This is a genomic window from Bradyrhizobium sp. NBAIM01 (assembly GCF_020194115.1).
GTDB lineage: Bacteria > Pseudomonadota > Alphaproteobacteria > Rhizobiales > Xanthobacteraceae > Bradyrhizobium > Bradyrhizobium yuanmingense.
On the sequence record NZ_JADYVU010000001.1, the window covers coordinates 1 to 22,012 of the forward strand.

The window sequence follows — 22,012 nt, forward strand, 5'->3', positions numbered from 1 at the left end:
TGTGGCGTTATTACCCGCAAGCGGCCGAGCTGACCGATGATGTCGCAGACGACTGGTTCCTGAGCTTGTGGCAGAAGGTGCCGACACCCGCTGCGGCCGCCAAGGCATCGGAGAAGACGATTGCGCGTATCCTCAAGGAGCATCGTATCCGCCGTGTCGACGCCGCCACCGTGCTGCAGACCCTGCGCAAGACGGCCTTGTTCGTCGCACCAGGTACCACGGAGGCAGCGTGCGTCCATATCCGCAGCCTTGTCGCGCGCGTGCGCCTGGTCAATCAGCAGATCAAGCAAGCCGACGCTGCCCTGGACGGCCTTTGCGATAGTCTGGCGGCACAGGGCGAGGAGAACTCATCGGGGCAGAGCTATGAGCAGCGTGACGTGGCAATCCTTCGCTCCTGGCCGGGAATCGGCAGGATTGTTCTCGCCACACTGCTCACCGAGGCAGCACAACCGCTGCGCGCCCGAGATTACCACGCTTTGCGTGCTCTGGCAGGGGCTGCCCCGATCACACGGCAAAGCGGCAAGCAACGCTTCGTGATCCGGCGCTTTGCCTGCAACAAGCGGCTGCAGACCGCTGTCCATCACTGGTCACGCGTTGCCGGTCCAGCACGACCCGGCCGCTCGGCACCGCTATGATGCCTTGCGGCGGCGCGGCCATGGCCGTGCACGCGCGTTGCGAGGCGTGGGCGATCGCCTGCTCTCGGCCCTCTGCGCGGCCCTCAAGAACCGAACGCTGTACGACGCCAATCACAGGAGTGCTCAGGCTGTCAGCAGCCAGTAAGCCTTATTCCTTTGTTCGGCCGCTTGTGACCATTCCTTCGTCCCGACCTGCCGAGCCCAACAGCGCGGCGCGCAGCCGCTGTCCAGGATGCCATCGGCACCGGCGTAGCCGGCGCGAAGCGTCCTGGACAGCGGTGAGCACCGCGCTACCCTGTTGCATTAAGGCACGAAACCTCTTGACCAAGGCTAGGAGGTCCTACGGCACCGTCTTTTGCGTAAACATTTAACCCTACCGCGAACAATCCTCACGGTCCTCGCCCTGCTACGCTACGAAACCGCTGCGGACACCTCCCGCGTCCGCCGGAGGACGCGTCATGAACCTCAATCGCCGTCATCTCATCGGGGCTTCGACCGCGGGCATTGCCGGTGCGCTGGCCATACCGGCCGATGCCGCGCGCGCCGCGCCGCTGACGTCGCTGCTCGGCCGCGATGCCACGCAATATGGTGTGCGGCCCGGCAGCAGCGAGGACCAGACCCGCGCGCTGCAGCGTGCCATCGACGAGGCCGCTCGGGCGCAACTGCCGCTCGCCTTGCCACCCGGCGTGTACCGGACCGGTCTGTTGCGGCTGCCGAACGGCGCGCAGCTGATCGGCGTGCGCGGCGCGACCAAGCTCGTCTTCACCGGCGGCGCCTCGGCGATCCAGAGCGACGGCTCCGATGCGATCGGCCTCACCGGCATCACCTTCGACGGCGGCGGCATCCCGCTGCCGACACGGCGCGGCCTGATCCACGCCCTCGGCGGGCGCGACGTGCGCATCAGCGAATGCGCTATCACGAGCTCGGGCGGCAGCGGCATCTGGCTCGAGCAGGTCGCGGGCGACATCTCCGGCAATATCTTCACCGACATCGCGGTGACAGCGGTCGTGTCGTTCGACGCCAGGGGCCTCAGCGTCTGCCGCAACACGATTCTCGGCACCAACGACAACGGGATCGAGATCCTGCGCACCGCGATCGGCGATGACGGCACGCTGGTCGCCGACAACCGCATCGAGAACATCAAGGCCGGCCCCGGCGGCTCGGGCCAGTTCGGCAATGCCATCAACGCCTTTCGCGCCAGCAACGTGATCGTGCGCGGCAACCGTATCAGGAATTGCGACTATTCGGCGGTGCGCGGCAACTCGGCTTCGAACATCCACATCAGTGGCAACAGCGTCAGCGACGTGCGCGAGGTCGCGCTCTATTCCGAGTTCGCATTCGAGGCCGCGGTGATCGCCAACAACATCGTGGACGGCGCGGCCGTCGGCGTCTCGGTCTGCAATTTCAACGAGGGCGGCCGCATCGCGGTGGTCCAGGGCAACATCATCCGCAACCTGATCCCGAAGCGGCCGATCGGCACCGCGCCCGACGATGATGCCGGCGTCGGCATCTACATCGAGGCGGATTCTTCGGTGACCGGCAACGTGATCGAGAACGCGCCGTCCTACGGCATCGTCGCCGGCTGGGGCAGATATCTGCGCGACGTCGCGATCACGGGCAACGTGATCCGCAAGGCGCTGGCCGGCGTCGGCGTCTCCGTGCTGCCGGGCGCCGGCACCGCGCTCGTCAACAACAACATGATCTCCGAGACGCCGCGCGGCGCCGTGGTCGGCCTCGATCACGCCCGCGCGGTGACGTCGGATCTATCCGCCGACGGCGCACAACGTTTTGCGCAGCTGGTGGTCGGCGGCAATGCGGTGCGGCGCTAGAAGGCGTTCCGCAGCAGCGGGTACTTCGCTTCCAGGCCGTCGAGGCTGAAAGTGAATTCGACGACGCGCTCGGGGGCGGCGACGATTTCCCCGGCGGGCGGGGCGAACTGCGGCAGGAGCGCCGCCATCGCTGCGGGCGCGGTCTTCGGCGGCTTCGCGGCAGGCACCGGCGGCCTCACTTCCGGCGCGGCGAATGGCCGTGTTGCGGCCGGCTCCGCGAGCGGCGATCTCACGGCAGGCGCAGTGAACGGTGCCTTCGCAGCGGGTGCCCTCAGCGGCGGCATCTCGGCAGGCGCGGTGAACGACGGCCAAGCTACGGGCATAGCAAGCGGCGCGATCGGGGCTTCGGTGATCTCCGCGAGCACGTCGGGCTTCGGATCGAGCCTCACCGGCATGACGGTCTCGGGAGCGATGTGAACGGCCTTGGGCTGCATCGTTTGCGCCTGCTGCTCGCGCGGCGCCATGCGAGGCATCGTCGCCGGCGACCAACCGAATGCCGGCGTCACGCTCGCAGCCGCCTCGGCGACGTCCGCCCCCGTCGCAAGGGCGCGCCAAGTCTGGACGGCGCGCTTGGCTTCCTGGATGTTTTCGAGGAAGGCGATCTCGGAATGATAGCGGCGCCAGCGGCCGGTCTCAAACATCTCGGAGAGATGTTGCAGGCGCTGCTCGGCGAGAGCGCACCAGCGTGCCGCGATTTGGCGGCTGCCGGCCGCGTCGCGAACGAACTCTTCGCGAGCAAATTCTTGGCGATGTGTCATGAACCAGCCCGTCAGGAGAAAACACGGACGCGGGGGACGCAACGCACACGAATCAATTTAGACGCGACATGAATATTTTGTGGAAAAGTTTTGACTTGTCCAGCAACGACGCGGCATTCGTCGTCAAACACCGTAGTCGTGCGGTGATTTTCCGTGTTTTCGAGTCAAGCTTCGCACAAGCATGACGGAGTTGCGGCGGGACTCGCTCGCGACGGCGACCGAGGCCACGGCGACCTTCAACTGCAAGCTGAACGGATGCGAAGCTTCGAAAAATCGGACGCCAGAATCTTGTCTTGACGCGTTTTCTTCACGCGAACCGACACCCGCTTCGCTCGAAAACGCTCTGAAAAGAAGAGACCCGTCCGGGGGGACAACCGGACGGGTCGAGCCATATGGGCGCTTGGGGTGGATGGGCGCTCGCGCCTGATATGACTGATGGGGAGGGATGACCGCTCCCACATCAGTTGGTCGGGGCAGCGGGCTGAACGTTCAAATGCGCGGTTTGATTTTTTACCCTTTGGCGTGAGCGTAAAGTTGTCGCAGCGACTATCGCGCCGGCGGCCTATCCGCCTGAGAAACCGCGGATTTATCCTCCGCGCTCGACAGCGAGGTTTGCTCGATCGCGCGTGCGCCGGGCTCCTCGCGACGCTTCGGAGCATCTTCACGTTTTGTTGTACCGGGGGCAGCAGCGACCGGCGTCGCGCTGTCGGCAGGAACAGCCATGACGGCGGCAAACGCGTCGGCCTGGCCGTCGCCGAAGAGGTCGTCGCGCCCGGGAGAGCCGAGGTCGCGTGCGGTCTTGACCAGCGTCATGCGCAGCGCTTCCGGCTTGAGTGTGTGGTTGCGCTCGAGCAGCAGCGCCGCGACGCCTGAGACATAGGCGGCCGAGAACGAGGTTCCCGACGTCACCTGGTATTTGCCGTCGGGTGCCGGCAGGAAGATGTCGACGCCGGGGGCCGCGACGGCGATGTAGTTGCCGCGGTTGGAGGCGGAGAACAGCCTGTCCTGCCGATCCGTCGCACTGACCGCAATCACGTTGGGGTTGGCCGCCGGATACAGCGGCGGCGATTTCGCCCCGGCATTGCCGGCGGCGGCGATCAGAATGAGACCACGCGCGGCCGTCGCCGCGATCGCGCGCTCGATCACCGCGTCCTTCGGACCGGCAAAGCTCATGTTGACGATCTGCGCGCCGTGCTCGGCGGCGTAATTCAGGGAACGCAGGATGATATAGGACGAGCTCTCTGCACCGCCATTGGCACCGCCGAAGGCGCGGATGGCGATGATGCGGGCCTCGGGTGCGCTGCCCATCAGACGGGCATGGGCCGCGATCGCCCCGGCGATGCCGGTGCCATGGACGTGCGGCCCTTCGGCACTGCCGAGCGCGTCGAAATTGTCGGCGATGGAATTGGCGAGCTCGGGATGCCGGGCGTCGATGCCGGAATCGATTACCGCGATCGTGACGTTGGCCCCATGCGCCAACGTATGCGCCTGCGGCAGGCGCAGCTTTGCCAGCGCGTATTGCGCAGGATCGCCCTCGGTGGCGGCCGACGATTTCTGGTCCTGGAGCACGTAGCGGAAGTTCGGCTGCAGCGAGCGCACGCTGCCGTCGGCCGCGAATTCGCGCCGCACGGTCTCATAGGGCCGGCCGTCGGCGATGCGGAACAGGCCGAACGTGGCTCCGATCAGCGGGAAATTCTCGGAAGCGAGGCGGGTCAGGCCGTGGCGACGCGCCAGCTCGTCGGCCTCGGCCGTCGACAGCGCGCCGTCGATCTCGGCGACGAATTCGCCTGCGAAGCTGCGCGAGGTCAGCACCACCGGCGTGTTGTTCCCACGCCCTTTGCCGGCGCTCTTCTTGCCGGATTTTCCGGTGCCCTCGCCGCCCGCGTTCGGCTGCGCCAGACATTCGCCGTCGGCACTGCGATAGGCTGCGGTGCAGGCCGGATAGAGATTCGGCGAGTAACGCGCATGGGGCAGCACCGGCGTCGTCGGCCGGATGCGCGACGTCGTGGGAATGCTCGCCATCGTCCGCGGGCCGCGGCCAACGCTCACCGCGCGCGCAGCGATGTTCGGGCTGACCCGCGGGGTGATGTTTGGAGAGACGGTCGGCGTGCGCGAGGGAACGCTGATCGTCGGCGTGCGCATGATCGCCTGCGCCTGCGCAAGCTCCACGCCGAAACAGAAGGCGACCAGAAGCGCAACGCCGACGGATGAAGCGCGGGCCCCAGTGCGCACCCTGCTCTCGGATTTGCCCGTCATTGGCTCGGCGGCGCGCCTAGGGCGCCGCGACGGCGAGGTTGACGAACTTCTCGCGCTGCATCCTGCCGAGCAGCGAAGCGAGTTCGTCCTGGCCCATCGCCTTGTCGAACTGGAGGCGGAACATGCCGCCCTTGGCATCGCCGATGATCGAAGCCTGGTAGCTGTCGAGCAGCGCGGTGATGTCGGCGACGCGCGCCTCAGGGGCGAAGCGCACCAGCGCGCGCGCCGGCGCGGCGGCGCTACCAAGCTCGCGCGTGATCGGTGCGCTGGTCGAGAGCGAAGCGGTTTGGAAGGTCGCCGGCTGGTTCTTCATCAGCACGGCGCCGATGATGCCGGCCTGCAGCACGAGCGCGACGGCACCGAGGCTCGCCGACCACGCCAGCGTGCGCGGCGACAAGCTCGCGAAGAAGGTCGAGATACGCGCCGACAGCGGCAGCGAGCCGCTCGCCTTCGCCGGCTCGGCATCGATCGCGGCGAACAGCTTCTGCATCGCGCGCGCCGACGGAGCGCCCAGGCTCTCGTTCAGATGAATGGTCTCTTCGTACTCGCCGCGGATCGCCGCATATTGCTTCGCCAGGTCCGGATCGCGCGCCAGCGCTTCCTCGACACGGCGCGCATCGCGCGCGTTCAGCGTGCCGGCAGCGTGCCAGGGCAGCAGCAGTTCAATTTCACTGGGCTCTTGCTCCAGCATCTTCTTGCTCAAAGCCATCATGGCCAGCCTCGCTCGACGCCGGCTGCCTTCAGCAGTTCGGCCAGTTTCTTGCGCGCATAGAACAAGCGCGTCTTCACAGTGTTCTCCGGTATCCCGACGATTTCGGCCACCTCTTCCACGGACTTCTCGTGGTAGTAGACAAGATCGACGATTTCCCGATGATCCGGCGAGAGGCCCGTCAGACACTCCCGCAACGCCTCACTGGTATCCTTCTTCTGCACCACCGTTTCCGGATCGTCGGACGTATCCTCGATCGCGTTGGCGGCGTCTTCGTCCAGCTCGAAATCCTTCCTGCGCCGGAGCGCAGACAGGGCCTTGAATCGGGTGATTGCCAGCAGCCAGGTGGAAACGGCCGATCGGCCCTCGAATTTGCCCGCTTGACGCCAGACGTCGAGAAACACCTCGCTGATGAGGTCTTCCGCCGCCTGCTCGTCCCGCACGAGCCTCAGCCCGAACCGGTAAACCCTGACATGGTGCCGCCCGTACAGCACCTGCATGGCGAGCCGGTCACCTTGAGCGATCCTGGCGATCAGGATCTCGTCTGAAGCCGCCTGTGTCGCGCTCAATGGCCGTCTCGCAAGGTTGGTCGGGTCGATGCGGTGGCCGGTTCGATGTGGGGGGCAAAATTGTTGAACCTACCGCAGTCATACGGGGGCTTGTGTGAGCTACCCCACATCCGGGCATTTTTCTTGTCCAACCCGTGGTGGTCAGCGTCGCTCATCCGAATCGGTACCATAATACTGCGATATTCCCTGCGGAATGCCTGCCCGGACGTAGGCAGCCCGGCCTCATCCGGTTCCATAGCAGCCCCGCACCACCTTTGTCGCGCCAAGCCTCGCTTCGGCTCGACCGCAGCGCACACGATGCGTGATCATCGGTAAAATTCTCACGCTAGATGATCGCCTTGTTCCCTGCTGCACGGTTCGGATTCGATTTCAAAGGATACCAAACCTAAAGGCTTGCCACGTAGGTTTTTACGCTGACATCCACCATTGGCGGGACCATGGGTACGGCCGCGACGTCCTTTCCAGAGAGGAATGCCGCAGAGGTCGCGGATCTCGTCCTTGCGCCCGAGACGACGGCGCCCGAGGTCAGGGCGCGCCGCGTCTGGCAGCGTCGCCAGATGTATATCGGCCAGGTCGCGAGCTACTCGCTGGGCGGCGCGGTCCTGCTGCTCTACGCCTATGACGGCGCGGTCTCCATGGCCGTTCCGACGCTGTTCTGGCTCGGCGGCCTTCTGATCATCGGGACTTTCACGGTGCTGTCGGAGGCAGGTTTCGGCGACCGTTTGGACGATCATTACCTCACCGTCTATCAGATCTCGCTGCATATGGCGCTGCAACTGGTGTTCCTGCTCGCGGTGCCCACCATCGGGGTCGCGTTCCTTGCCGTATTGTTTCTGATCTTCGCGTTCGGCACGCTGCGGATGACGTCGAGCCAGGCCATGCTCACCTGGGGCCTCGCCACCTGCGGGCTCACCGTGGTTTTCCTGGGATCGGACCTGCCGATCGGACTGCCGGTCGCGACCCGGCTGCAGCGGACCGCCTCGATGCTCTGCTTCGTGCTGGTGATCGGGCAGTGCGCCTTCCTCGGCCTGTTCGGCGCCACGTTACGCAAGATCCTGTACAAGCGCAGCATCGAATTGAAGGCCGCCTATCGACGCATCGAGGAACTGGCCGAGCTCGACGAGCTCACCGGCTCCTACAACCGCCGCTGCATCATGCGGCTTCTCGACACCGAGATCGAAAAGTCGCGGCGGGCATCCACGCCCTTCGCGATCGCGCTGATCGATCTCGACTGGTTCAAGCGCATCAACGACGCTTACGGCCATCCCATTGGCGATGAGGTGCTGCGCACCTTCGCGATCACCATTTTCGCCAACATCCGCCCGGCCGACAGTTTCGGCCGCTACGGCGGCGAGGAATTCCTGCTGCTGCTGCCGGATACGTCGGGCGACGTCGCGCTCCGCACGCTCGAGCGCCTGCGCGGCATCGTCGCCGATCTCGACTGGGGCGCGTTCTCCCCCAGCATGCGGGTGACCATTTCCGCGGGCGTCGTGACGCTGCGCGACGTCGATACTGCCGACACGTTTCTCGCGCGCGCCGACAGCGCGCTCTATTCCGCCAAGGCGCGAGGGCGCAACTGCATTGCAACGAGCTGACCGATCCATTTTCCTCCGGTGCGACGGAAGCCGCTGCCGGGCCGACCGCTCCAGGACAGAGCAATGAGATTTAATTCCGCAAGACCATCCGAAAGCCTGCTCGAGGAATTGCAAGCCGCCCTCTCGCACGGCACCGTCGCGCGCCGGTTGGAGACGCTCCGCCGCGTCACCGATCTCTTCGTGGGCAACGCGGTCGACTATTCCGACGACCATATCCGCGTGTTCGACGACGTGTTCCAGTGCCTGATCGAGCAGATCGAGACGTCGGCCAAGGCGCTGCTCGCCGAGCGGCTCGCGCCGATCGCAGCTGCGCCGCCGCAGATCATCCGCACGCTCGCGCTCGACGAGGTGATCGAGGTCTCCGGCCCCGTGCTGTCGAAGTCGGAGCGGCTGGATGAGGCAACATTGGTCGAGATTGCGCGCACCAGGAGCCAGGCGCATCTCAAGGCGATCTCGCTGCGGCGGACGCTGTCGGAAGCGCTGACCGACGTGCTGGTGGCGCGGGGCAATGAGGACGTGGTGCAGTCGACGGCCGGCAATCCGGGCGCGCGGTTCTCGGAGGAGTGTCTCGCCGACCTCGTCGTCCGCGCCGAGCGCGACGACGACCTCGCCGGCTGCATCGGCCTGCGGCCCGACCTGCCGCGCCATCACTATCTGAGGCTGGTCGCCAAGGCATCCTCGAGCGTGCGCACGAAGCTCGCGGCTGCGCATCCCAAGCTCGCGGACGAGGTGTCGAGGGCCGTCGAGGAAGCGGCCCAACGGGTTCGCGCCGTCGCCAGGACGAAACAGACGGAGATGGCTCGCGCGCTGGTGAAGTCGCTGCACGAGGACGGCCGCCTCAACGAGCTCCAGGTCGCCACCTTCGCCGAGCAGGGCAAGTTCGACGAGACGAACGCGGCGCTGGCCGCACTCGCAGGGATCGCGGTCGAGACCGCCGAGACCATGATGATCGAGAGCCGCACCGAAGGCGTGATGATCCTCGCCAAGGCCGCGGGCATGCAATGGTCGAGCGTGCGCGCCATCATCGCCTTGCGCGAGAAGCTCTCCGGCGGGTCGCAGACCGACATGCTGAAGCTGCGCGACACCTATGAGGCGCTGCGCCCATCCACCGCGCAACAGGCGCTGCGCTTCCACCGCATGCAGTTGCACGCGACGCCGGCGGCATGAAGCCGGCGCGACTAAAGCGCGATGAGATTTCGATGGATCGTCATCGCGCTTTAGGTTGTTGGTTGCGCATGATCTTTCCGGAAAACCGCTTCGCACTTTTCCGGATCATGCTTTAATACCGCAAGACCCTCGATCCGACCGCCGCGCCGATCGCCGTCACCAGCGCGGTTGCGAGCGTGTACCAGGTCGCGACGAACAGCGGGGAATCGTCGGTGCAGTGCGAGGCATAGAGGGTCGCCGCAAGTCCCGCCGACACCAGCCCTGCGAGCGCTCCGGCGAGCGCGGGACGAGACGGCGCGCCGTGGCGCAGGCCGAACAGCGCCCCCGCAAGCAGCGGCAGCGCCATTGCGGGGATCGCGACCATGCAGACCCTGGAGTTCTTACCCACCAGGCGCATCGTCATCGGCATCGCCGGCGCCATCATCGCCTCGCTGCCAATCGCCACGGCGAGCAGGGCGACGGGAAGCAGCAGCAGCCAGCCCCAGCCGCGCAGCAGGGCTTCGGGACGCGACATATGAAGGCTGACGATGATGGCGGGGATTGCGAGCGACAACGTCACCGCGAACTTCATGTCGAAGAACGGGTTGCGCATGGCGCTCATGACGTCGGCGCGCACGCCGAAGAACGTCGCAAAGATCAGGATCGACAGCGGCGCAGCCACCAGCAGCGCCATGCTCAGCACCGCGCCGACGCGGGGCGCGCGGTGCGGATTGTCGGCGGCGAGCGAGCGAATGAGTTGATCGGTGTCCATGATCAATGGTCCCGCAATTTGGCGGTCAGCGCCGCAAGTCCGCGATGCAGCGCGACCCGGACCGCACCCTCGCTCATCGACAACCTTGCCGCCGTATCCTTGATCGAGGCGGCCTCGACCGCGATCGATTGCAGCACGTCGCGCTGACGTTGCGGCAGGGTTCCGAGCTGGGCGGCGACCTCGCCGGCCGAAGCGGTGTCCTGCGGCGCCTCGCCCGGCAGCGTCTCGGCGAAATCGTCGATGTTGACGAACACGCGCCTGCCGCGCCGCCGGAGCGCATCGATCAGCTTGTTGCGGCCGATCGCAAACAGCCAGGGCGCGAAGGGGGCTTCGCTGTCCCAGGTATGCCGCTTCAGATGTACCGCCAAAAGAATCTCCTGCACGATATCCTCGGCCTGGTCGGGCGGCTGACCCGCCCGCGCCAAGCCACGCCTCGCGGCGGCCCGCAGCACCGGCGTGACTGCCTTCAACAGACGATGATACGCCGCATCATCGCCAGCCATGGCCGACCGCATCAGGCCGGTCCATTCGTCCTCACGTCCGCGCACGCGCGCCCCTCACCATGCAATTCGGCCGCTCTTTCAATTTGTTACGCGGGCGCCAAACATATCACGAAGTCGTGATCAAGATCCGGGCCGCGCGACCGATGCGGCCGCAAACATCTGCGACGGCTCTTAACACCGATCGGTGCGTCCTGCATCGGGCGGGCGGCTGCGGGAGGGGTCTGCCGCGTTTTTGCCCGGTGTAGCCCGAAGATTCCCATTTTCTGCCCCGCTGTCGTCACGCCCCGGGGTCTCTGTTCGCTGCCGGGACGGGCGGAATTGGGGAGATCGTCGACATGATGAAAACCAGCGCGCGCGCGGCCCTGATCGTTTTGGCCGGGCTTGTCTTGCTATCCGGGGGCCTCGCACAGGCGGCGCCGAACTCGGCCGCAGGCAACAAATCGGAGAGCGCCGACAAAGGGGCCGATACGGCCAAGCACCGGCGCCAAGACTCGCGCCGCACCGACAGCAGGAAGACGGGGCAGAAATCCGAGGACAAGGCCGACAAGAAGGACACGGCGGCCAAGCCCGACGAAGCCAAGAACGACAAGGCCGACAGTCAGGTCCCGGCCTCGAGCCAGCTGGCTCCGGAGGTCGCCAACGCCAATGCGCAGCTCGCCGCCGACACGCCGACTGCCGCGGCAGCCTCCGCGATGACGAACCGCGCCAACGACAACGTCCAGGCAGCCGCCGATAATACCAGCGCCGAGAGCCCCGAAAGCCAGGTCGTCGCGCCCGATCAACTCAACGACATCGATCGGGCCTTGCAGGAGACCCCGCCGCCGCAGAAGGCGGTGATCGCCGCAACCGAGGCGCAGCCGCGGCCGGCGCCGGTGATGGCCAGCAGCCAGCAGAGCTCGGCCTGGGACCAGAGCTCCCTGATCGGCAAGATCTTCATCGGCGTCGGCACATTGCTGACCCTGGCCTCCGCCGCGCGCATGTTCATGGCCTGATGGCCGGTTCCGCCGGGACGCGACCCCGCGCGCGTCCCGCGTCCGGCCCCCTTGAAGGCATCCGCGCCAGCGGGCACATTGCCCGCTCAATCGAAAGCGTGGGTGGAGCATGAGCACGTTCGAACACATCATCGTCGAGAGCGTCGGCGCGGTCGGCATCGTCAAGCTGAACCGGCCGAAGATGCTCAACGCGCTCTCGTTCGGCGTCTTCCGCGAGATCGCAGCTGCGGTCGACGATCTCGAGGCCGATGACGCCATCGGCTGCATCGTCGTGACCGGCAACGAGAAGGCCTTTGCCGCCGGCGCCGACATCAAGGAGATGCAGCCCAAGGGCTTCATCGACATGTTCTCCGAGGATTTCGCCGCGATCGGGGGCGACCGCATCGCGCGCTGTCGCAAGCCAACCATCGCCGCGGTGGCCGGCTACGCGCTCGGCGGCGGCTGCGAGCTCGCCATGATGTGCGATTTCATCATCGCCGCCGACACCGCGAAGTTCGGCCAGCCCGAGATCACGCTCGGCACCATTCCCGGCATCGGCGGCACCCAGCGGCTGACGCGCGCGATCGGCAAGTCCAAGGCCATGGACCTCTGCCTCACCGGCCGGATGATGGACGCCGCCGAAGCCGAGCGCTCCGGCCTGGTCAGCCGTATCGTACCCGCCGACAAGCTGATGGACGAGGTCATGGCGGCCGCCGAGAAGATCGCCGCGATGTCGCGCCCTGCGGCCGCGATGGCCAAGGAAGCGGTGAACCGCGCCTTCGAGACCACGCTCTCCGAAGGCATGAGCGTCGAACGCAACCTGTTCCATTCGACCTTCGCGCTCGAGGACCGCTCGGAGGGCATGGCGGCGTTCATCGAGAAGCGCAAGCCTGTGAACAAGAACCGGTAGCGCACGAGCCGGTCAGGCCGGTGTAAGGCTCTGGCGCTTTCCCGCGCACAGCCTGTGACGCGCCTGCAACAAGCACGGAATACATGGGAGTTTTGCCCGCGGCAGTTTGCCTGCGGGACCTCGGCTGGCTAAACAGCTAAGAGGCCATCGTCGGCGGGGGCGGACAGCCGGGGTTAAGCGAGATTACATGATTGGGCGTACCGCCAGAGCTGGTCGCGGGGTGACGCGACGTCGATCGAGCGCGGGTCATGCGCTTGCGACATGGACCACGCTGGCGTTCTCGTGCGCCCTTCCCTCCGCGGCATGGGCCGAAGCCCTGCCGGACGCATTGGCAAAAGCCTATCAGACCAATCCGCAACTCAATGCCGAGCGTGCGCGCCAGCGCGCCACCGATGAGAACGTGCCGCAGGCGCTGGCCGGCTACCGGCCGCAGATCGTGGCGAGCCTCAGCGCCGGCCTGCAATCGGTGCGCAATCTGTTGCCGGACAACACCATCCAGACCGGCAATCTGAAGCCCTGGATCATCGGCGTCACCGTGACGCAGAGCCTGTTCAACGGCTTCCGCACCGCCAACGGCGTGCGGGCCGCCGAGCTCCAGGTGCAGTCGGGCCGCGAAGCGCTCCGCAACGTCGGCCAGGGCGTGCTGCTCGATGCGGTCACCGCCTACACCAATGTTCTCGCCAACCAGTCGCTGGTCGAGGCGCAGCGCTCCAATGTCGCCTTCCTGCGCGAGACGCTCTCCGTCACCCAGCGCCGGCTCAACGCCGGCGACGTCACGCCGACCGACACCGCGCAGGCCGAGGCCCGCCTCAATCGTGGCCTTGCCGATCTCAACGCGGCCGAGGTCGCGCTTGCGGTCAGCCAGGCCACTTATGCGCAAGTGATCGGCAATGCGCCCTCGCAGCTCAGGCCTGCCGAGGCCGTCGACCGCTATCTGCCGAAGAGCCGCGAGGACGCCATGACGATGGCGATCCGCCAGCATCCGGCGGTGATGGCCGCCAGCTTCGACGTCGATGTCGCCTCCACCAACATCCGCATCGCCGAAGGCACGCTGCTGCCGAGCGCGACCATCCAGGGCAGCGCCAGCAAAAGCCGCAACAACGACCCGACGCTCGGCACCTTCGCCGAGGACCAGGCTTCGATCGTCGCCAACGTCACCGCGCCGATCTACGACGGCGGCCAGGCCGCGGCGCAGACCCGGCAGGCCAAGGAGATCACGGCGCAGAGCCGCCTCGTGCTCGACCAGGTGCGCAATCAAGCGCGTACGGCGGCGGTCAGCGCCTGGGTTGCCAACGAAGGCGCCAAGATCACGGTCTCGGCCTCGGAGTCCGAGGTGAAGGCGGCCACCGTCGCGCTGCAGGGCGTGCAGCGCGAGGCCGCCGGCGGCCAGCGCACGACGGTGGACGTCTTGAACTCGCAGGCCGACCTGATCCAGGCCAAGGCCCGCCTGATCGGCGCGCAACGCGACCGCGTGATCGCCTCCTACACGCTGCTCAGCGCCATCGGCCATCTCGACGTCAAGACGCTGAACCTGAACACGCCGGATTATCTGCCCGAGGTGCACTACCACCAGGTCCGCGACGCTTGGCACGGCCTGCGCACGCCGTCGGGGCAGTAGCCTCAAATCTCTCTGGTGGATGCCGATGAAAAGCCGCCGCATCCATCTGATGGGAGCCTCGGGCTGCGGCGTGACCACGATCGGTCGTGCGCTCGCGGGGCAGCTTGCGCTGCCGCATCACGACAGCGACGACTATTTCTGGCTGCCCACCGTGCCGCCCTATCGGACGACCCGCCCGGCCGCCGACCGCCTGCGCCTGATGCACGAGATGTTCTTGCCGCGTCTCGACTGGGTGCTGAGCGGGTCCGTCACCGGCTGGGGCGAAGAGCTCGTTTCGTACTTCGACCTGGTCGTCTTCGTGACCGCGCCGCGCGAGATTCGTATGAAGCGATTGCGCGCCCGCGAAGCCGCCCATTTCGGCGCTGATGCCGTCGCGCCGGGCGGCTGGCGCCATGGCGAGACCGAAGACTTCGTCGAATGGGCCTCCCATTACGAAGCCGGCGATCGCGAAGGCCGCAGTCTCGCCAAGCACGAAGCCTGGCTCGCCGGCCTGCCCTGCCCGGTCGTACGCGTGGACGGCTCACGTCCGCTTGCGGAGCTTGTCGAGCAGCTATGCAGCGAAGCGGAGCGGTTACCCGGCTGATGTGATATTCTCCTCCCACTCGCCGATAAAAAAACAGACCGGGAGAGAAATCGTGCTCAGCCGACGCAGCGTCCTGCTTGCCTCCCTTGCGGCCGGAGTAGCAATGACCAGCAAAGCCCATGCCCGCGCGGCGCAGCCTGCGACGCCGATCAATTTCGATGTGCCGGCGCATGCCTGTGACTGCCACACCCACATTCACGGCGATGTCGAAAAATTTCCGTTCTTCACTGGCCGCGTCTATACGCCGGAGCCGGCTTCGCCGGAAGAAATGGCGGCGCTGCACAAGGCGCTGCATATCGAGCGCGTGGTGATCGTGACGCCGAGCGTCTACGGCACCGACAATTCCTCCACGCTGTTCGGCATGAAGGCGCGCGGCGCGACCGCGCGCGGCGTCGCCGTGATCGACGACAAGACGCCGGAGAGCGCGCTCGATACGATGCACCAGGACGGCTTCCGCGGCATCCGCCTCAATCTGGCGACCGGCGGCGTCAACGACCCCAATGTCGGCCGGCCGCGCTTCACCGCCGCCGTCGAGCGCATGAAGGCGCGCGGCTGGCACGTACAGCTCTACACCACGCTGGCCATGATCTCCGCGATCAAGGACCTCGTCGAGACGGCGCCGGTGCCGGTCGTGTTCGACCATTTCGGCGGCCTTCACGCTTCGCTCGGGCTGGAGCAGCCGGGCTTCTCCGACCTCGTCGCGCTGGTGAAGTCCGGCAAGGCCTATGTGAAGATCTCGGGCGCCTATCGCTCGTCGAAGCTGGCGCCCGACTATCAGGACATGGTGCCCTATGCCCGCGCGCTGATCGCGGCCAATGTTGACCGCATCGTCTGGGGCACCGACTGGCCGCATCCGGATTCGAGCCGCGTCGAGGGCCGCAAGCCCACCGACATCGCGCCGCTCTATCAGATCGACGACGGCCGCCTGCTCAACCAGCTTCCGGTGTGGGCGCCGGATGCCGAGGTGCGCAAGAAGATCCTGGTCGACAATCCGGCGCGGCTCTACGGGTTCTGAGGGTCAGCGCGCGCGGCGGGAGAAGAAGGAGATCAGCACCGGCAAGGTCACCAGAATCACGACCGGCGCCAGCATCATGCCGGTGACGACGACAACCGCGAGCGGCTTCTGCACCTGCGAGCCGATGCCTTCGGACAGCGCTGCCGGCAGGAGGCCGACGCCTGCGACGACACAGGTCATCAGCACCGGCCGGAGCTGCAGCTCGCCGGTGCGTACCACCGCGCTCCTGCGGTCCATGCCCTCTTCGATCAGCTGGTTGAACTGCGACAGGATGATGATGCCGTCCATCACCGCGATGCCGAACAGCGCGATGAAGCCGATCGCCGCGGAGACGCTGAACGCGGTGCCCGAGATCAGGAGGCCGAGCACGCCGCCGAAGATCGCCATCGGGATCACGCTCATCGCGAGCAGTGTGTCGGTCATCGAGCCGAAATTAAACCAGAGCAGCACGCCGATCAGCGCCAGCGAGATCGGCACCACGATCGAGAGCCGCCGGATCGCGTCCTGGAGGTTGCCGAACTCGCCGACCCATTCCATGTGCGAGCCCGGCGGCAGCTGCACCTGCGCGGCGATTTTGTCCTGCGCCTCGCGGATCGCGCTGCCGAGATCGCGTTCGCGCACCGAGAACTTGATCGGCAGATAACGCTCCTGCTGCTCGCGATAGATGTAGGCCGCACCCGAGACGAGGCTGATGGTCGCGACCTCGCTTAAGGGGATCTGCGTGACGGAGCCGTTCGGCCCGGGCGCGCCGATCCGCAAATTCTGGATCGCCTCGGCGCTGCGGCGGTATTCCGGCGCGAGGCGCACGATAATCGGGAAGTGGCGGTCGCTGCCGGGCTCATAGAGGTCGCCGGCGGTGTCGCCGCCGATCGCGACCTTGATGGTCGCGTTGATGTCGCCCGGTGCAAGGCCGTAGCGCGCCGCCTTGGCGCGGTCGATGTCGATCTGAACGGTCGGCTGGCCCAGCGAGGTGAACACCGCAAGGTCGGTGACGCCCTGCACGGTGGCGAGCACGGACTTGATCTTGTTGGCGGTGTCGGTGAGAGCCTGGAGATCGCTTCCGAACAGCTTGATCGAGTTCTCGCCCTTCACGCCGGAGACGGCTTCGGAGACGTTGTCCTGGAGATATTGCGAGAAGTTGAACTCGACGCCGGGAAAGCGATCGTCGAGCTGCTTGAGCAGCTGCGCGGTCAGCTCTTCCTTGTCGCGGGTACCGGGCCACTGGCTCACGGGCTTCAGCGGCGCGAAGAACTCGGCGTTGAAGAAGCCGGCGGCGTCGGTACCGTCGTCGGGACGGCCGTGTTGCGAGACGACGGATTCGACCTCGGGCCGGGCGCGGATCACCTTGCGCATCTCATTGACGTAGCTGTTGCCTTCCTGAAGCGAGATGGTCGGCGGCAGCGTAGCGCGGATCCAGAGGTTGCCCTCCTCCAGCTTCGGCAGGAATTCGAGGCCGAGCAGCCGGGCGAGCGCGACCGTCATCAACACCAGACCGACCGCGGCGCCGAGGACGATGTTGCGGTTGGCGACCGCCCAATTCAGCACAGGCATGTAGAGCCGGTGCAGGATCAGCATCACCTTCGTCTCGGTCTCCTCGACATGCGCCGGCAGGATGATCGCGGACAGCGCGGGAGTCACGGTGAAGGTGGCAAGCAGGCCGCCGGCCAGTGCGTAGGCATAGGTCCGCGCCATCGGTCCGAAGATGTTGCCCTCGACGCCAGAGAGCGTGAACAGCGGCAGGAACGCCGCGATAATGATCGCCGCGGCGAAGAAGATCGATCGCGAGACGTCGGCCGCCGCGCTGAGGATGGCATGGCTCTTCATGCCGAACAGCGTCTCGGGCGACATATGCTCGGATTCCGACATCGGTGTCGTTTGCGTCAGGCGGCGGAAGATCGCCTCCACCATGATCACGGTGGCATCGACAATGAGACCGAAATCGATCGCACCGACCGACAGAAGGTTGGCCGATTCCCCGCGCAGCACCAGGATGATGACCGCAAAAAAAAGCGCGAACGGGATGGTGGCGCCGACGATCAGCGCGCTCCGGAGATCGCCGAGGAAGATCCACTGCAACAGCACGATCAGCAGGATGCCCACCACCATGTTGTGCAGCACGGTGTGGGTGGTGAGCTCGATCAGGTCGCCGCGGTCGTAGATGCGCTCGATGCGCACGCCGGGCGGCAGGATGCTGGAGTTGTTGATGGATTGAACGAGCTCGTGGACGCGCCTGATGGTCGGCGAGCTCTGCTCGCCGCGCCGCATCAGGACGATGCCCTGCACGATGTCGTCGGAATCGTCGAGGCCGGCAATGCCGAGACGTGGCTTCTGACCGACGGTGACGGTGGCGACGTCCTTCACCAGCACCGGATTGCCGCCGGTCTGCGCCACCATGGTGTTGGCGAGGTCGTCGATCGAGCGGATCAGGCCGACGCCGCGCACCACCGCCGATTGCTGGCCGATATCAACGGTGTTACCGCCGACATTGACGTTGGAATTGCCGACCGCCTGCAGCAGTTGCGGCAACGTCAACCCGTTAGCGACCAGCTTGTTGAAGTCGACCTGGATCTCGTAGGTCTTGCTCTTGCCGCCCCAGCCGGTGACGTCGATGACTCCCGGCACGGCGCGGAAGCGGCGCTGCAGGATCCAGTCCTGAATGGTCTTGAGGTCGAGCACGCTGTAGTTCGGCGGCCCGACGAGACGGTAGCGGAATATCTCGCCGATCGGGCTGAGCGGCGAGATCTGCGGCTGCACGTTGCCGGGCAGCGGCGCAAGCTGAGCCAGGCGGTTCAAGACCTGCTGCAACGCCTCGTCATAGGTGTAGGCGAAGGAGAACTGGATCTTGACGTCGGAGAGGCCGTAGAGCGAGATGGTACGGATGGTCGTGACGTTCTTCAGACCGGCAACCTGGGTCTCGATCGGGATCGTGATGTAGCGCTCGATCTCTTCCGCCGACAGGCCCGGGCTCTGCGTCACGATGTCGACCATCGGCGGAGTCGGATCGGGATAGGCTTCGATGTTGAGCCGGTTGAACGCGATCGAGCCGCCGATCAGCACGGCGACGAACATGCCGACCATCAGGAAACGCCGGTTGACGGCAAGGGCAACGAGACGATCCATTCAGGTCTTCAATTTTCTTGGGTCGTCGATCAGCTGCCGGACGCCGCGCGGTCGATGAACAAACTGCCTTTGGTGACGATCTGCTCGCCGGGTTTCAGATTGCTGGTGACCTCGACGAGGTTGCCGTTGATGAGACCGATCTTGATCTGGCGCAGCTCGACCGACTTGTCCTCGCGCGCGACCCAGAGGCGGACCTTGTCGGCCTCGTAGATCAGCGCATGCTTCGGCACCGCCGGCGCGGCGCGGTCGCCGGCCGAATAGATCGTGACGTTCGCGAACATTTCCGGCTTGAGCAGCCCGTCCTTGTTGTCGATCGTGGCGCGGACCTGCAGGCGGCGGGTGGCGGGGTCGATCGCGGCAGCAACGTAGTTGATCTTGGCGCTGAACGGACGGCCCGGCAGCGCCATCACATTGACGGTGATGTCCTGCCCGATGCACACCGCGGCCGCATCGCTCTCGCGCACGAAGGCGGTGAGCCAGACCGTGGAGAGGTCGCCGACCACGAAGACCGGATCGCTGGCGCCGGAATTGACGTATTGGCCCGGGCCGATCTTGCGCTGCACGACCGTGCCGGAGATCGGCGAGTAGATCGTGATCTCCCGATCGATGACGCCCTTTTCCTGGAACGTCTTGGTGGCTTCGTCGGTGAAGCCGAGGATGCGCAGCTTGTTGCGCGCGGCTTCCAGCGCCGCCACCGAGGAGCGCATGTCGTTTTGCGCCTGCACCTGGGCCGCTTCCGCCTGCTGGTAATCCTTGAGCGGAATGGCATGGCCCTCGTAGAGGTCCTTGGCGCGCTTGAACTGGATGTCGGAAAGCTCGAGCGCCGACTTCGCCTTGTTCTGCGAGGTCATCGCCGCGATGAAATCGTTCTGGGCCTGCACGGTGTCGGCGGCCTCGATCGTAAACAGCGGTTGACCTTGCTTCAGCGTCTCGCCGGGCTTGGCGAGCAGCTTGGTGACACGGCCTGCATAGGGCGAGAACACCGGCGTCGAACGATCCTCGTCGACCGCGACCTTACCCTCGGTGACATACTCGGCCCGGAAGCTCCTGGCGGCGACCGGCTCGATCGTCAACGTCGCCCATTCGGACGGTGTCGGCGTGAAGGTCTGCGCGTTTCTGCGCGACTGGCTGGAGATCTCGGAGTGCTTCTTTGCCTTCGGGCCCGAAGAGAACAAGCCGTACGCTCCGACACCGGCGCCGGCGACAGCTAGTAAGACTACGAATGCGATCACCCGTTGTTTTGCAATCACGTGCAATCGCTTGGTATTCTCAACTGCCATGGGGCCCGGTCGTGTCTGCGACGATCTCGGCAAATGATTGCCTCATCGGTCGCGCTAATAGTGCCGAATTGGGAGTTCAAACAACCTAAAAAACGCGTCGGCCCTTTCCGTTTGCGTTAAAATTCTGGGACTTGTCAGCTTCATGTCAGCTTCGGCCCGGCCATTGTGCCGAATGACTGCCGAGCGGCATCGCCGGGCGGCTCCATTGCGCCGGCGTCTTCGACAGCCGAGCGGAATGCTGCACCGCCTTCAACGTGCCGAAGCCAGATTGCATGTGCTCTATGAACGCAGCATGTACGGCCTGTCCCGGGACATCGGGGGTATTCAATCCGCCCTCGAGCCGACCGAGATTCCACAGCCAGAATGTCGGCGGGGCTCTGCATCGCTGCTTCTCTCCCCGCTCATTTGCTGTACTTTTCGCGACCGTGTCATGATCGCAGAAAGGATTGCAATGGCCGCCATCGATCCCCTCATCGCAGGTGCCGTGTTCATCGCGACGGCGGCCACCGACGCCGTCTATGTCATGTTCACCTCGGCCGTGATCGCGCGCAAGCGCATCCCGGCGGCGAACTGGAGCGCGGTCTGGTACCTGCTCTCCTCTTACGCCGTGATCAGCTACACCGAGAACGTCTTCTACGTTGCCTTTGCCGCAATCGGCTCCTGGGCCGGCGCCTATGCCTCGTTGACCTTCCTGCACCGCCCGCCCGGCGGCCCGCCGGTGGGAGCGGCGCCGGAGTGAAGTCTCTCCGCGTCATTGCGAGGAGCCCTTGCGACGAAGCAATCCAGGATCCTTCCGCGGATGCATTTCTGGATTGCTTCGCGGAGCCTGTCATCGGGCCGCGCTTTGCGCGGACCCGGTGGCTCGCAATGACGACGTGGAGGCTTCTGGGCGCCTCGCGAAACAGCTACACTCGCAGCACCAACAAAAAGGAGCCAACAATGGATCTCGGTCTCAAAGGCAAGAACGCTGTGGTGCTCGGCGGCACGCGTGGCATCGGGCGGGCGATTGCGGCGACGCTGGCCGGCGAAGGCGCCAATGTCGCGGTGTGCGCGCGCAACGCCGATCAGGTTGCGGCAACCGTCACTGAGCTGAAGGCGAGCGGCATCAATGCCACCGGCGGCGCGGTCGACGTCACCGACGGCGCGGCGCTCAAAAGCTGGATCGAGGCTGCAGCAAAAGAGCTCGGCGGCATCGACCTGCTATTCTCCAATGCCGGCGCAATGGCGCAAGGGCACGATCCGGCGTCCTGGGAGCAGAATTTCCGCCTCGACCTGCTCGGCGCCGTGCATGCCTTCGACGCCGCCCGGCCATTCCTCGAGACAAGCGGCGCCGGCAGCGGCGATGCGGCCTTCGTGATCATCTCGTCGATCTCCGCGGCGCAGGCGGACACGGCCAGCTCCTACGGCCCGATCAAGGCCGCGCTGATCCACATGGCCAAGGGACTGGCGCGGCAATACGCGAAGAAGAAGATCCGCGTGAATGTCGTGTCGCCCGGCACCGTCTATTTCAAAGGCGGCGTCTGGGAGATGATCGAGAAGAACATGCCGGAGCGGTACCAGGACGCGATGAAGCGCAACCCGACCGGCCGCATGGCAACGCCGCAGGACATCGCGAGCGCGGCGGTGTTTCTGGCGAGCCCGGTGTCGGGGTTCACCACGGGATCGAATCTGGTCGTGGATGGCGCCATCTCGAACCGGGTGAATTTTTGAGGGCAGCTTGCCGAGCTCTCTCCTCCGTCATGG

The 22,012-nt window shown here is 65.8% G+C and carries 19 protein-coding genes and 1 pseudogene; 11 read left to right on the forward strand and 9 right to left on the reverse strand.

Annotation, left to right across the window (positions count from 1 at the left end):
* Together I6F31_RS00005 and I6F31_RS00010 are read left to right on the forward strand one after the other, a co-directional pair.
* Nucleotides 1-635, forward strand: a 635-nt coding sequence (locus tag I6F31_RS00005) for an IS110 family transposase (RefSeq protein ID WP_225184503.1), incomplete at its 5' end; no start/stop codon positions are given.
* A 458-nt stretch (nt 636-1,093) separates the two neighbouring features.
* On the forward strand, nt 1,094-2,464 hold the full coding sequence (locus tag I6F31_RS00010) for a TIGR03808 family TAT-translocated repetitive protein (protein WP_225146028.1): 1,371 nt from the start codon (nt 1,094-1,096) through the stop codon (nt 2,462-2,464).
* Here I6F31_RS00010 and I6F31_RS00015 read toward each other — a convergent pair.
* The 4 genes from I6F31_RS00015 to I6F31_RS00030 all read right to left on the reverse strand — a co-directional run bounded on the left by I6F31_RS00015 (nt 2,461) and on the right by I6F31_RS00030 (nt 6,756).
* A complete protein-coding gene (locus tag I6F31_RS00015; protein WP_225146029.1) occupies nt 2,461-3,222 on the reverse strand; it encodes a TIGR03809 family protein in 762 nt (253 codons plus the stop codon). The genes I6F31_RS00010 and I6F31_RS00015 overlap by 4 nt on opposite strands.
* A 546-nt stretch (nt 3,223-3,768) precedes the next feature.
* Nucleotides 3,769-5,478, reverse strand: a complete 1,710-nt coding sequence (locus I6F31_RS00020) for a S8 family serine peptidase (RefSeq protein WP_036023137.1) — start codon at nt 5,476-5,478, stop codon at nt 3,769-3,771.
* A 16-nt stretch (nt 5,479-5,494) separates the two neighbouring features.
* On the reverse strand, nt 5,495-6,190 hold the full coding sequence (locus I6F31_RS00025) for a hypothetical protein (protein ID WP_225146030.1): 696 nt from the start codon (nt 6,188-6,190) through the stop codon (nt 5,495-5,497).
* The gene (locus I6F31_RS00030; protein WP_036006024.1) at nt 6,187-6,756 is read right to left on the reverse strand and encodes a sigma-70 family RNA polymerase sigma factor; all 570 of its coding nucleotides are present in this window, start codon (nt 6,754-6,756) and stop codon (nt 6,187-6,189) included. Before I6F31_RS00030 ends, I6F31_RS00025 begins: the two co-directional genes overlap by 4 nt.
* A 437-nt stretch (nt 6,757-7,193) precedes the next feature.
* Here I6F31_RS00030 and I6F31_RS00035 point away from each other — a divergent pair, with 437 nt between their 5' ends.
* Nucleotides 7,194-8,351, forward strand: coding sequence for a GGDEF domain-containing protein (locus I6F31_RS00035; protein WP_225184504.1), 1,158 nt, complete (start codon nt 7,194-7,196; stop codon nt 8,349-8,351).
* A gap of 63 nt (nt 8,352-8,414) precedes the next feature.
* Nucleotides 8,415-9,518: a DUF2336 domain-containing protein gene (locus tag I6F31_RS00040; protein ID WP_225146031.1), complete on the forward strand. Its 1,104-nt coding sequence runs from the start codon at nt 8,415-8,417 to the stop codon at nt 9,516-9,518.
* A 112-nt stretch (nt 9,519-9,630) separates the two neighbouring features.
* Here I6F31_RS00040 and I6F31_RS00045 read toward each other — a convergent pair whose 3' ends face one another.
* Together I6F31_RS00045 and I6F31_RS00050 are read right to left on the reverse strand one after the other, a co-directional pair.
* Nucleotides 9,631-10,269, reverse strand: a complete 639-nt coding sequence (locus I6F31_RS00045; RefSeq protein ID WP_225146032.1) for a DUF1109 domain-containing protein — start codon at nt 10,267-10,269, stop codon at nt 9,631-9,633.
* A 2-nt stretch (nt 10,270-10,271) separates the two neighbouring features.
* The gene (locus I6F31_RS00050) at nt 10,272-10,817 is read right to left on the reverse strand and encodes a sigma-70 family RNA polymerase sigma factor (protein WP_036042899.1); all 546 of its coding nucleotides are present in this window, start codon (nt 10,815-10,817) and stop codon (nt 10,272-10,274) included.
* A gap of 290 nt (nt 10,818-11,107) precedes the next feature.
* On the opposite strand from I6F31_RS00050, the gene I6F31_RS00055 reads away from it, so the two are divergent.
* From I6F31_RS00055 to I6F31_RS00075, 5 genes are all read left to right on the forward strand, one after another.
* Nucleotides 11,108-11,764, forward strand: coding sequence for a hypothetical protein (locus tag I6F31_RS00055; protein WP_225146033.1), 657 nt, complete (start codon nt 11,108-11,110; stop codon nt 11,762-11,764).
* Nucleotides 11,765-11,873: 109 nt separating this feature from the next.
* Nucleotides 11,874-12,653, forward strand: coding sequence for an enoyl-CoA hydratase (locus I6F31_RS00060; protein ID WP_036006037.1), 780 nt, complete (start codon nt 11,874-11,876; stop codon nt 12,651-12,653).
* Between the two features lie 187 nt (nt 12,654-12,840).
* Nucleotides 12,841-14,271, forward strand: a complete 1,431-nt coding sequence (locus tag I6F31_RS00065; RefSeq protein WP_085968932.1) for a TolC family outer membrane protein — start codon at nt 12,841-12,843, stop codon at nt 14,269-14,271.
* Nucleotides 14,272-14,296: 25 nt separating this feature from the next.
* On the forward strand, nt 14,297-14,854 hold the full coding sequence (locus I6F31_RS00070) for a hypothetical protein (protein ID WP_225113499.1): 558 nt from the start codon (nt 14,297-14,299) through the stop codon (nt 14,852-14,854).
* Between the two features lie 52 nt (nt 14,855-14,906).
* On the forward strand, nt 14,907-15,869 hold the full coding sequence (locus tag I6F31_RS00075; protein ID WP_036006044.1) for an amidohydrolase family protein: 963 nt from the start codon (nt 14,907-14,909) through the stop codon (nt 15,867-15,869).
* 3 nt (nt 15,870-15,872) lie between these two features.
* Here the strand turns inward: I6F31_RS00075 and I6F31_RS00080 are convergent, their stop codons facing one another.
* The 3 genes and pseudogenes from I6F31_RS00080 to I6F31_RS00090 form a co-directional block, all read right to left on the reverse strand.
* Nucleotides 15,873-18,989 (reverse strand): CusA/CzcA family heavy metal efflux RND transporter, encoded by a 3,117-nt coding sequence (locus tag I6F31_RS00080; RefSeq protein WP_225146034.1) that lies wholly within the window; start codon nt 18,987-18,989, stop codon nt 15,873-15,875.
* Between the two features lie 29 nt (nt 18,990-19,018).
* On the reverse strand, nt 19,019-20,269 hold the full coding sequence (locus I6F31_RS00085; protein ID WP_225146035.1) for an efflux RND transporter periplasmic adaptor subunit: 1,251 nt from the start codon (nt 20,267-20,269) through the stop codon (nt 19,019-19,021).
* 145 nt (nt 20,270-20,414) lie between these two features.
* A pseudogene (locus I6F31_RS00090) lies at nt 20,415-20,630 on the reverse strand (CoA transferase); the annotation flags it as partial.
* Between the two features lie 90 nt (nt 20,631-20,720).
* Here I6F31_RS00090 and I6F31_RS00095 point away from each other — a divergent pair.
* The gene (locus tag I6F31_RS00095) at nt 20,721-21,008 is read left to right on the forward strand and encodes a hypothetical protein (protein ID WP_036006055.1); all 288 of its coding nucleotides are present in this window, start codon (nt 20,721-20,723) and stop codon (nt 21,006-21,008) included.
* A 200-nt stretch (nt 21,009-21,208) separates the two neighbouring features.
* Nucleotides 21,209-21,979, forward strand: coding sequence for an SDR family oxidoreductase (locus I6F31_RS00100; protein ID WP_225146036.1), 771 nt, complete (start codon nt 21,209-21,211; stop codon nt 21,977-21,979).
* Nucleotides 21,980-22,012: the final 33 nt, after the last annotated feature.

Coding starts and splice junctions, on each gene's coding strand:
- I6F31_RS00015 (WP_225146029.1), bottom strand. CDS start 3,222: ATGACACATCGCCAAGAATTTGCTCGCGAAGAGTTCGTTCGCGACGCG.
- I6F31_RS00055 (WP_225146033.1), top strand. CDS start 11,108: ATGATGAAAACCAGCGCGCGCGCGGCCCTGATCGTTTTGGCCGGGCTT.
- I6F31_RS00080 (WP_225146034.1), bottom strand. CDS start 18,989: ATGGATCGTCTCGTTGCCCTTGCCGTCAACCGGCGTTTCCTGATGGTC.
- I6F31_RS00045 (WP_225146032.1), bottom strand. CDS start 10,269: ATGGACACCGATCAACTCATTCGCTCGCTCGCCGCCGACAATCCGCAC.
- I6F31_RS00060 (WP_036006037.1), top strand. CDS start 11,874: ATGAGCACGTTCGAACACATCATCGTCGAGAGCGTCGGCGCGGTCGGC.
- I6F31_RS00020 (WP_036023137.1), bottom strand. CDS start 5,478: ATGACGGGCAAATCCGAGAGCAGGGTGCGCACTGGGGCCCGCGCTTCA.
- I6F31_RS00040 (WP_225146031.1), top strand. CDS start 8,415: ATGAGATTTAATTCCGCAAGACCATCCGAAAGCCTGCTCGAGGAATTG.
- I6F31_RS00070 (WP_225113499.1), top strand. CDS start 14,297: ATGAAAAGCCGCCGCATCCATCTGATGGGAGCCTCGGGCTGCGGCGTG.
- I6F31_RS00085 (WP_225146035.1), bottom strand. CDS start 20,269: ATGGCAGTTGAGAATACCAAGCGATTGCACGTGATTGCAAAACAACGG.
- I6F31_RS00095 (WP_036006055.1), top strand. CDS start 20,721: ATGGCCGCCATCGATCCCCTCATCGCAGGTGCCGTGTTCATCGCGACG.
- I6F31_RS00010 (WP_225146028.1), top strand. CDS start 1,094: ATGAACCTCAATCGCCGTCATCTCATCGGGGCTTCGACCGCGGGCATT.
- I6F31_RS00035 (WP_225184504.1), top strand. CDS start 7,194: ATGGGTACGGCCGCGACGTCCTTTCCAGAGAGGAATGCCGCAGAGGTC.
- I6F31_RS00100 (WP_225146036.1), top strand. CDS start 21,209: ATGGATCTCGGTCTCAAAGGCAAGAACGCTGTGGTGCTCGGCGGCACG.
- I6F31_RS00065 (WP_085968932.1), top strand. CDS start 12,841: ATGATTGGGCGTACCGCCAGAGCTGGTCGCGGGGTGACGCGACGTCGA.
- I6F31_RS00025 (WP_225146030.1), bottom strand. CDS start 6,190: ATGATGGCTTTGAGCAAGAAGATGCTGGAGCAAGAGCCCAGTGAAATT.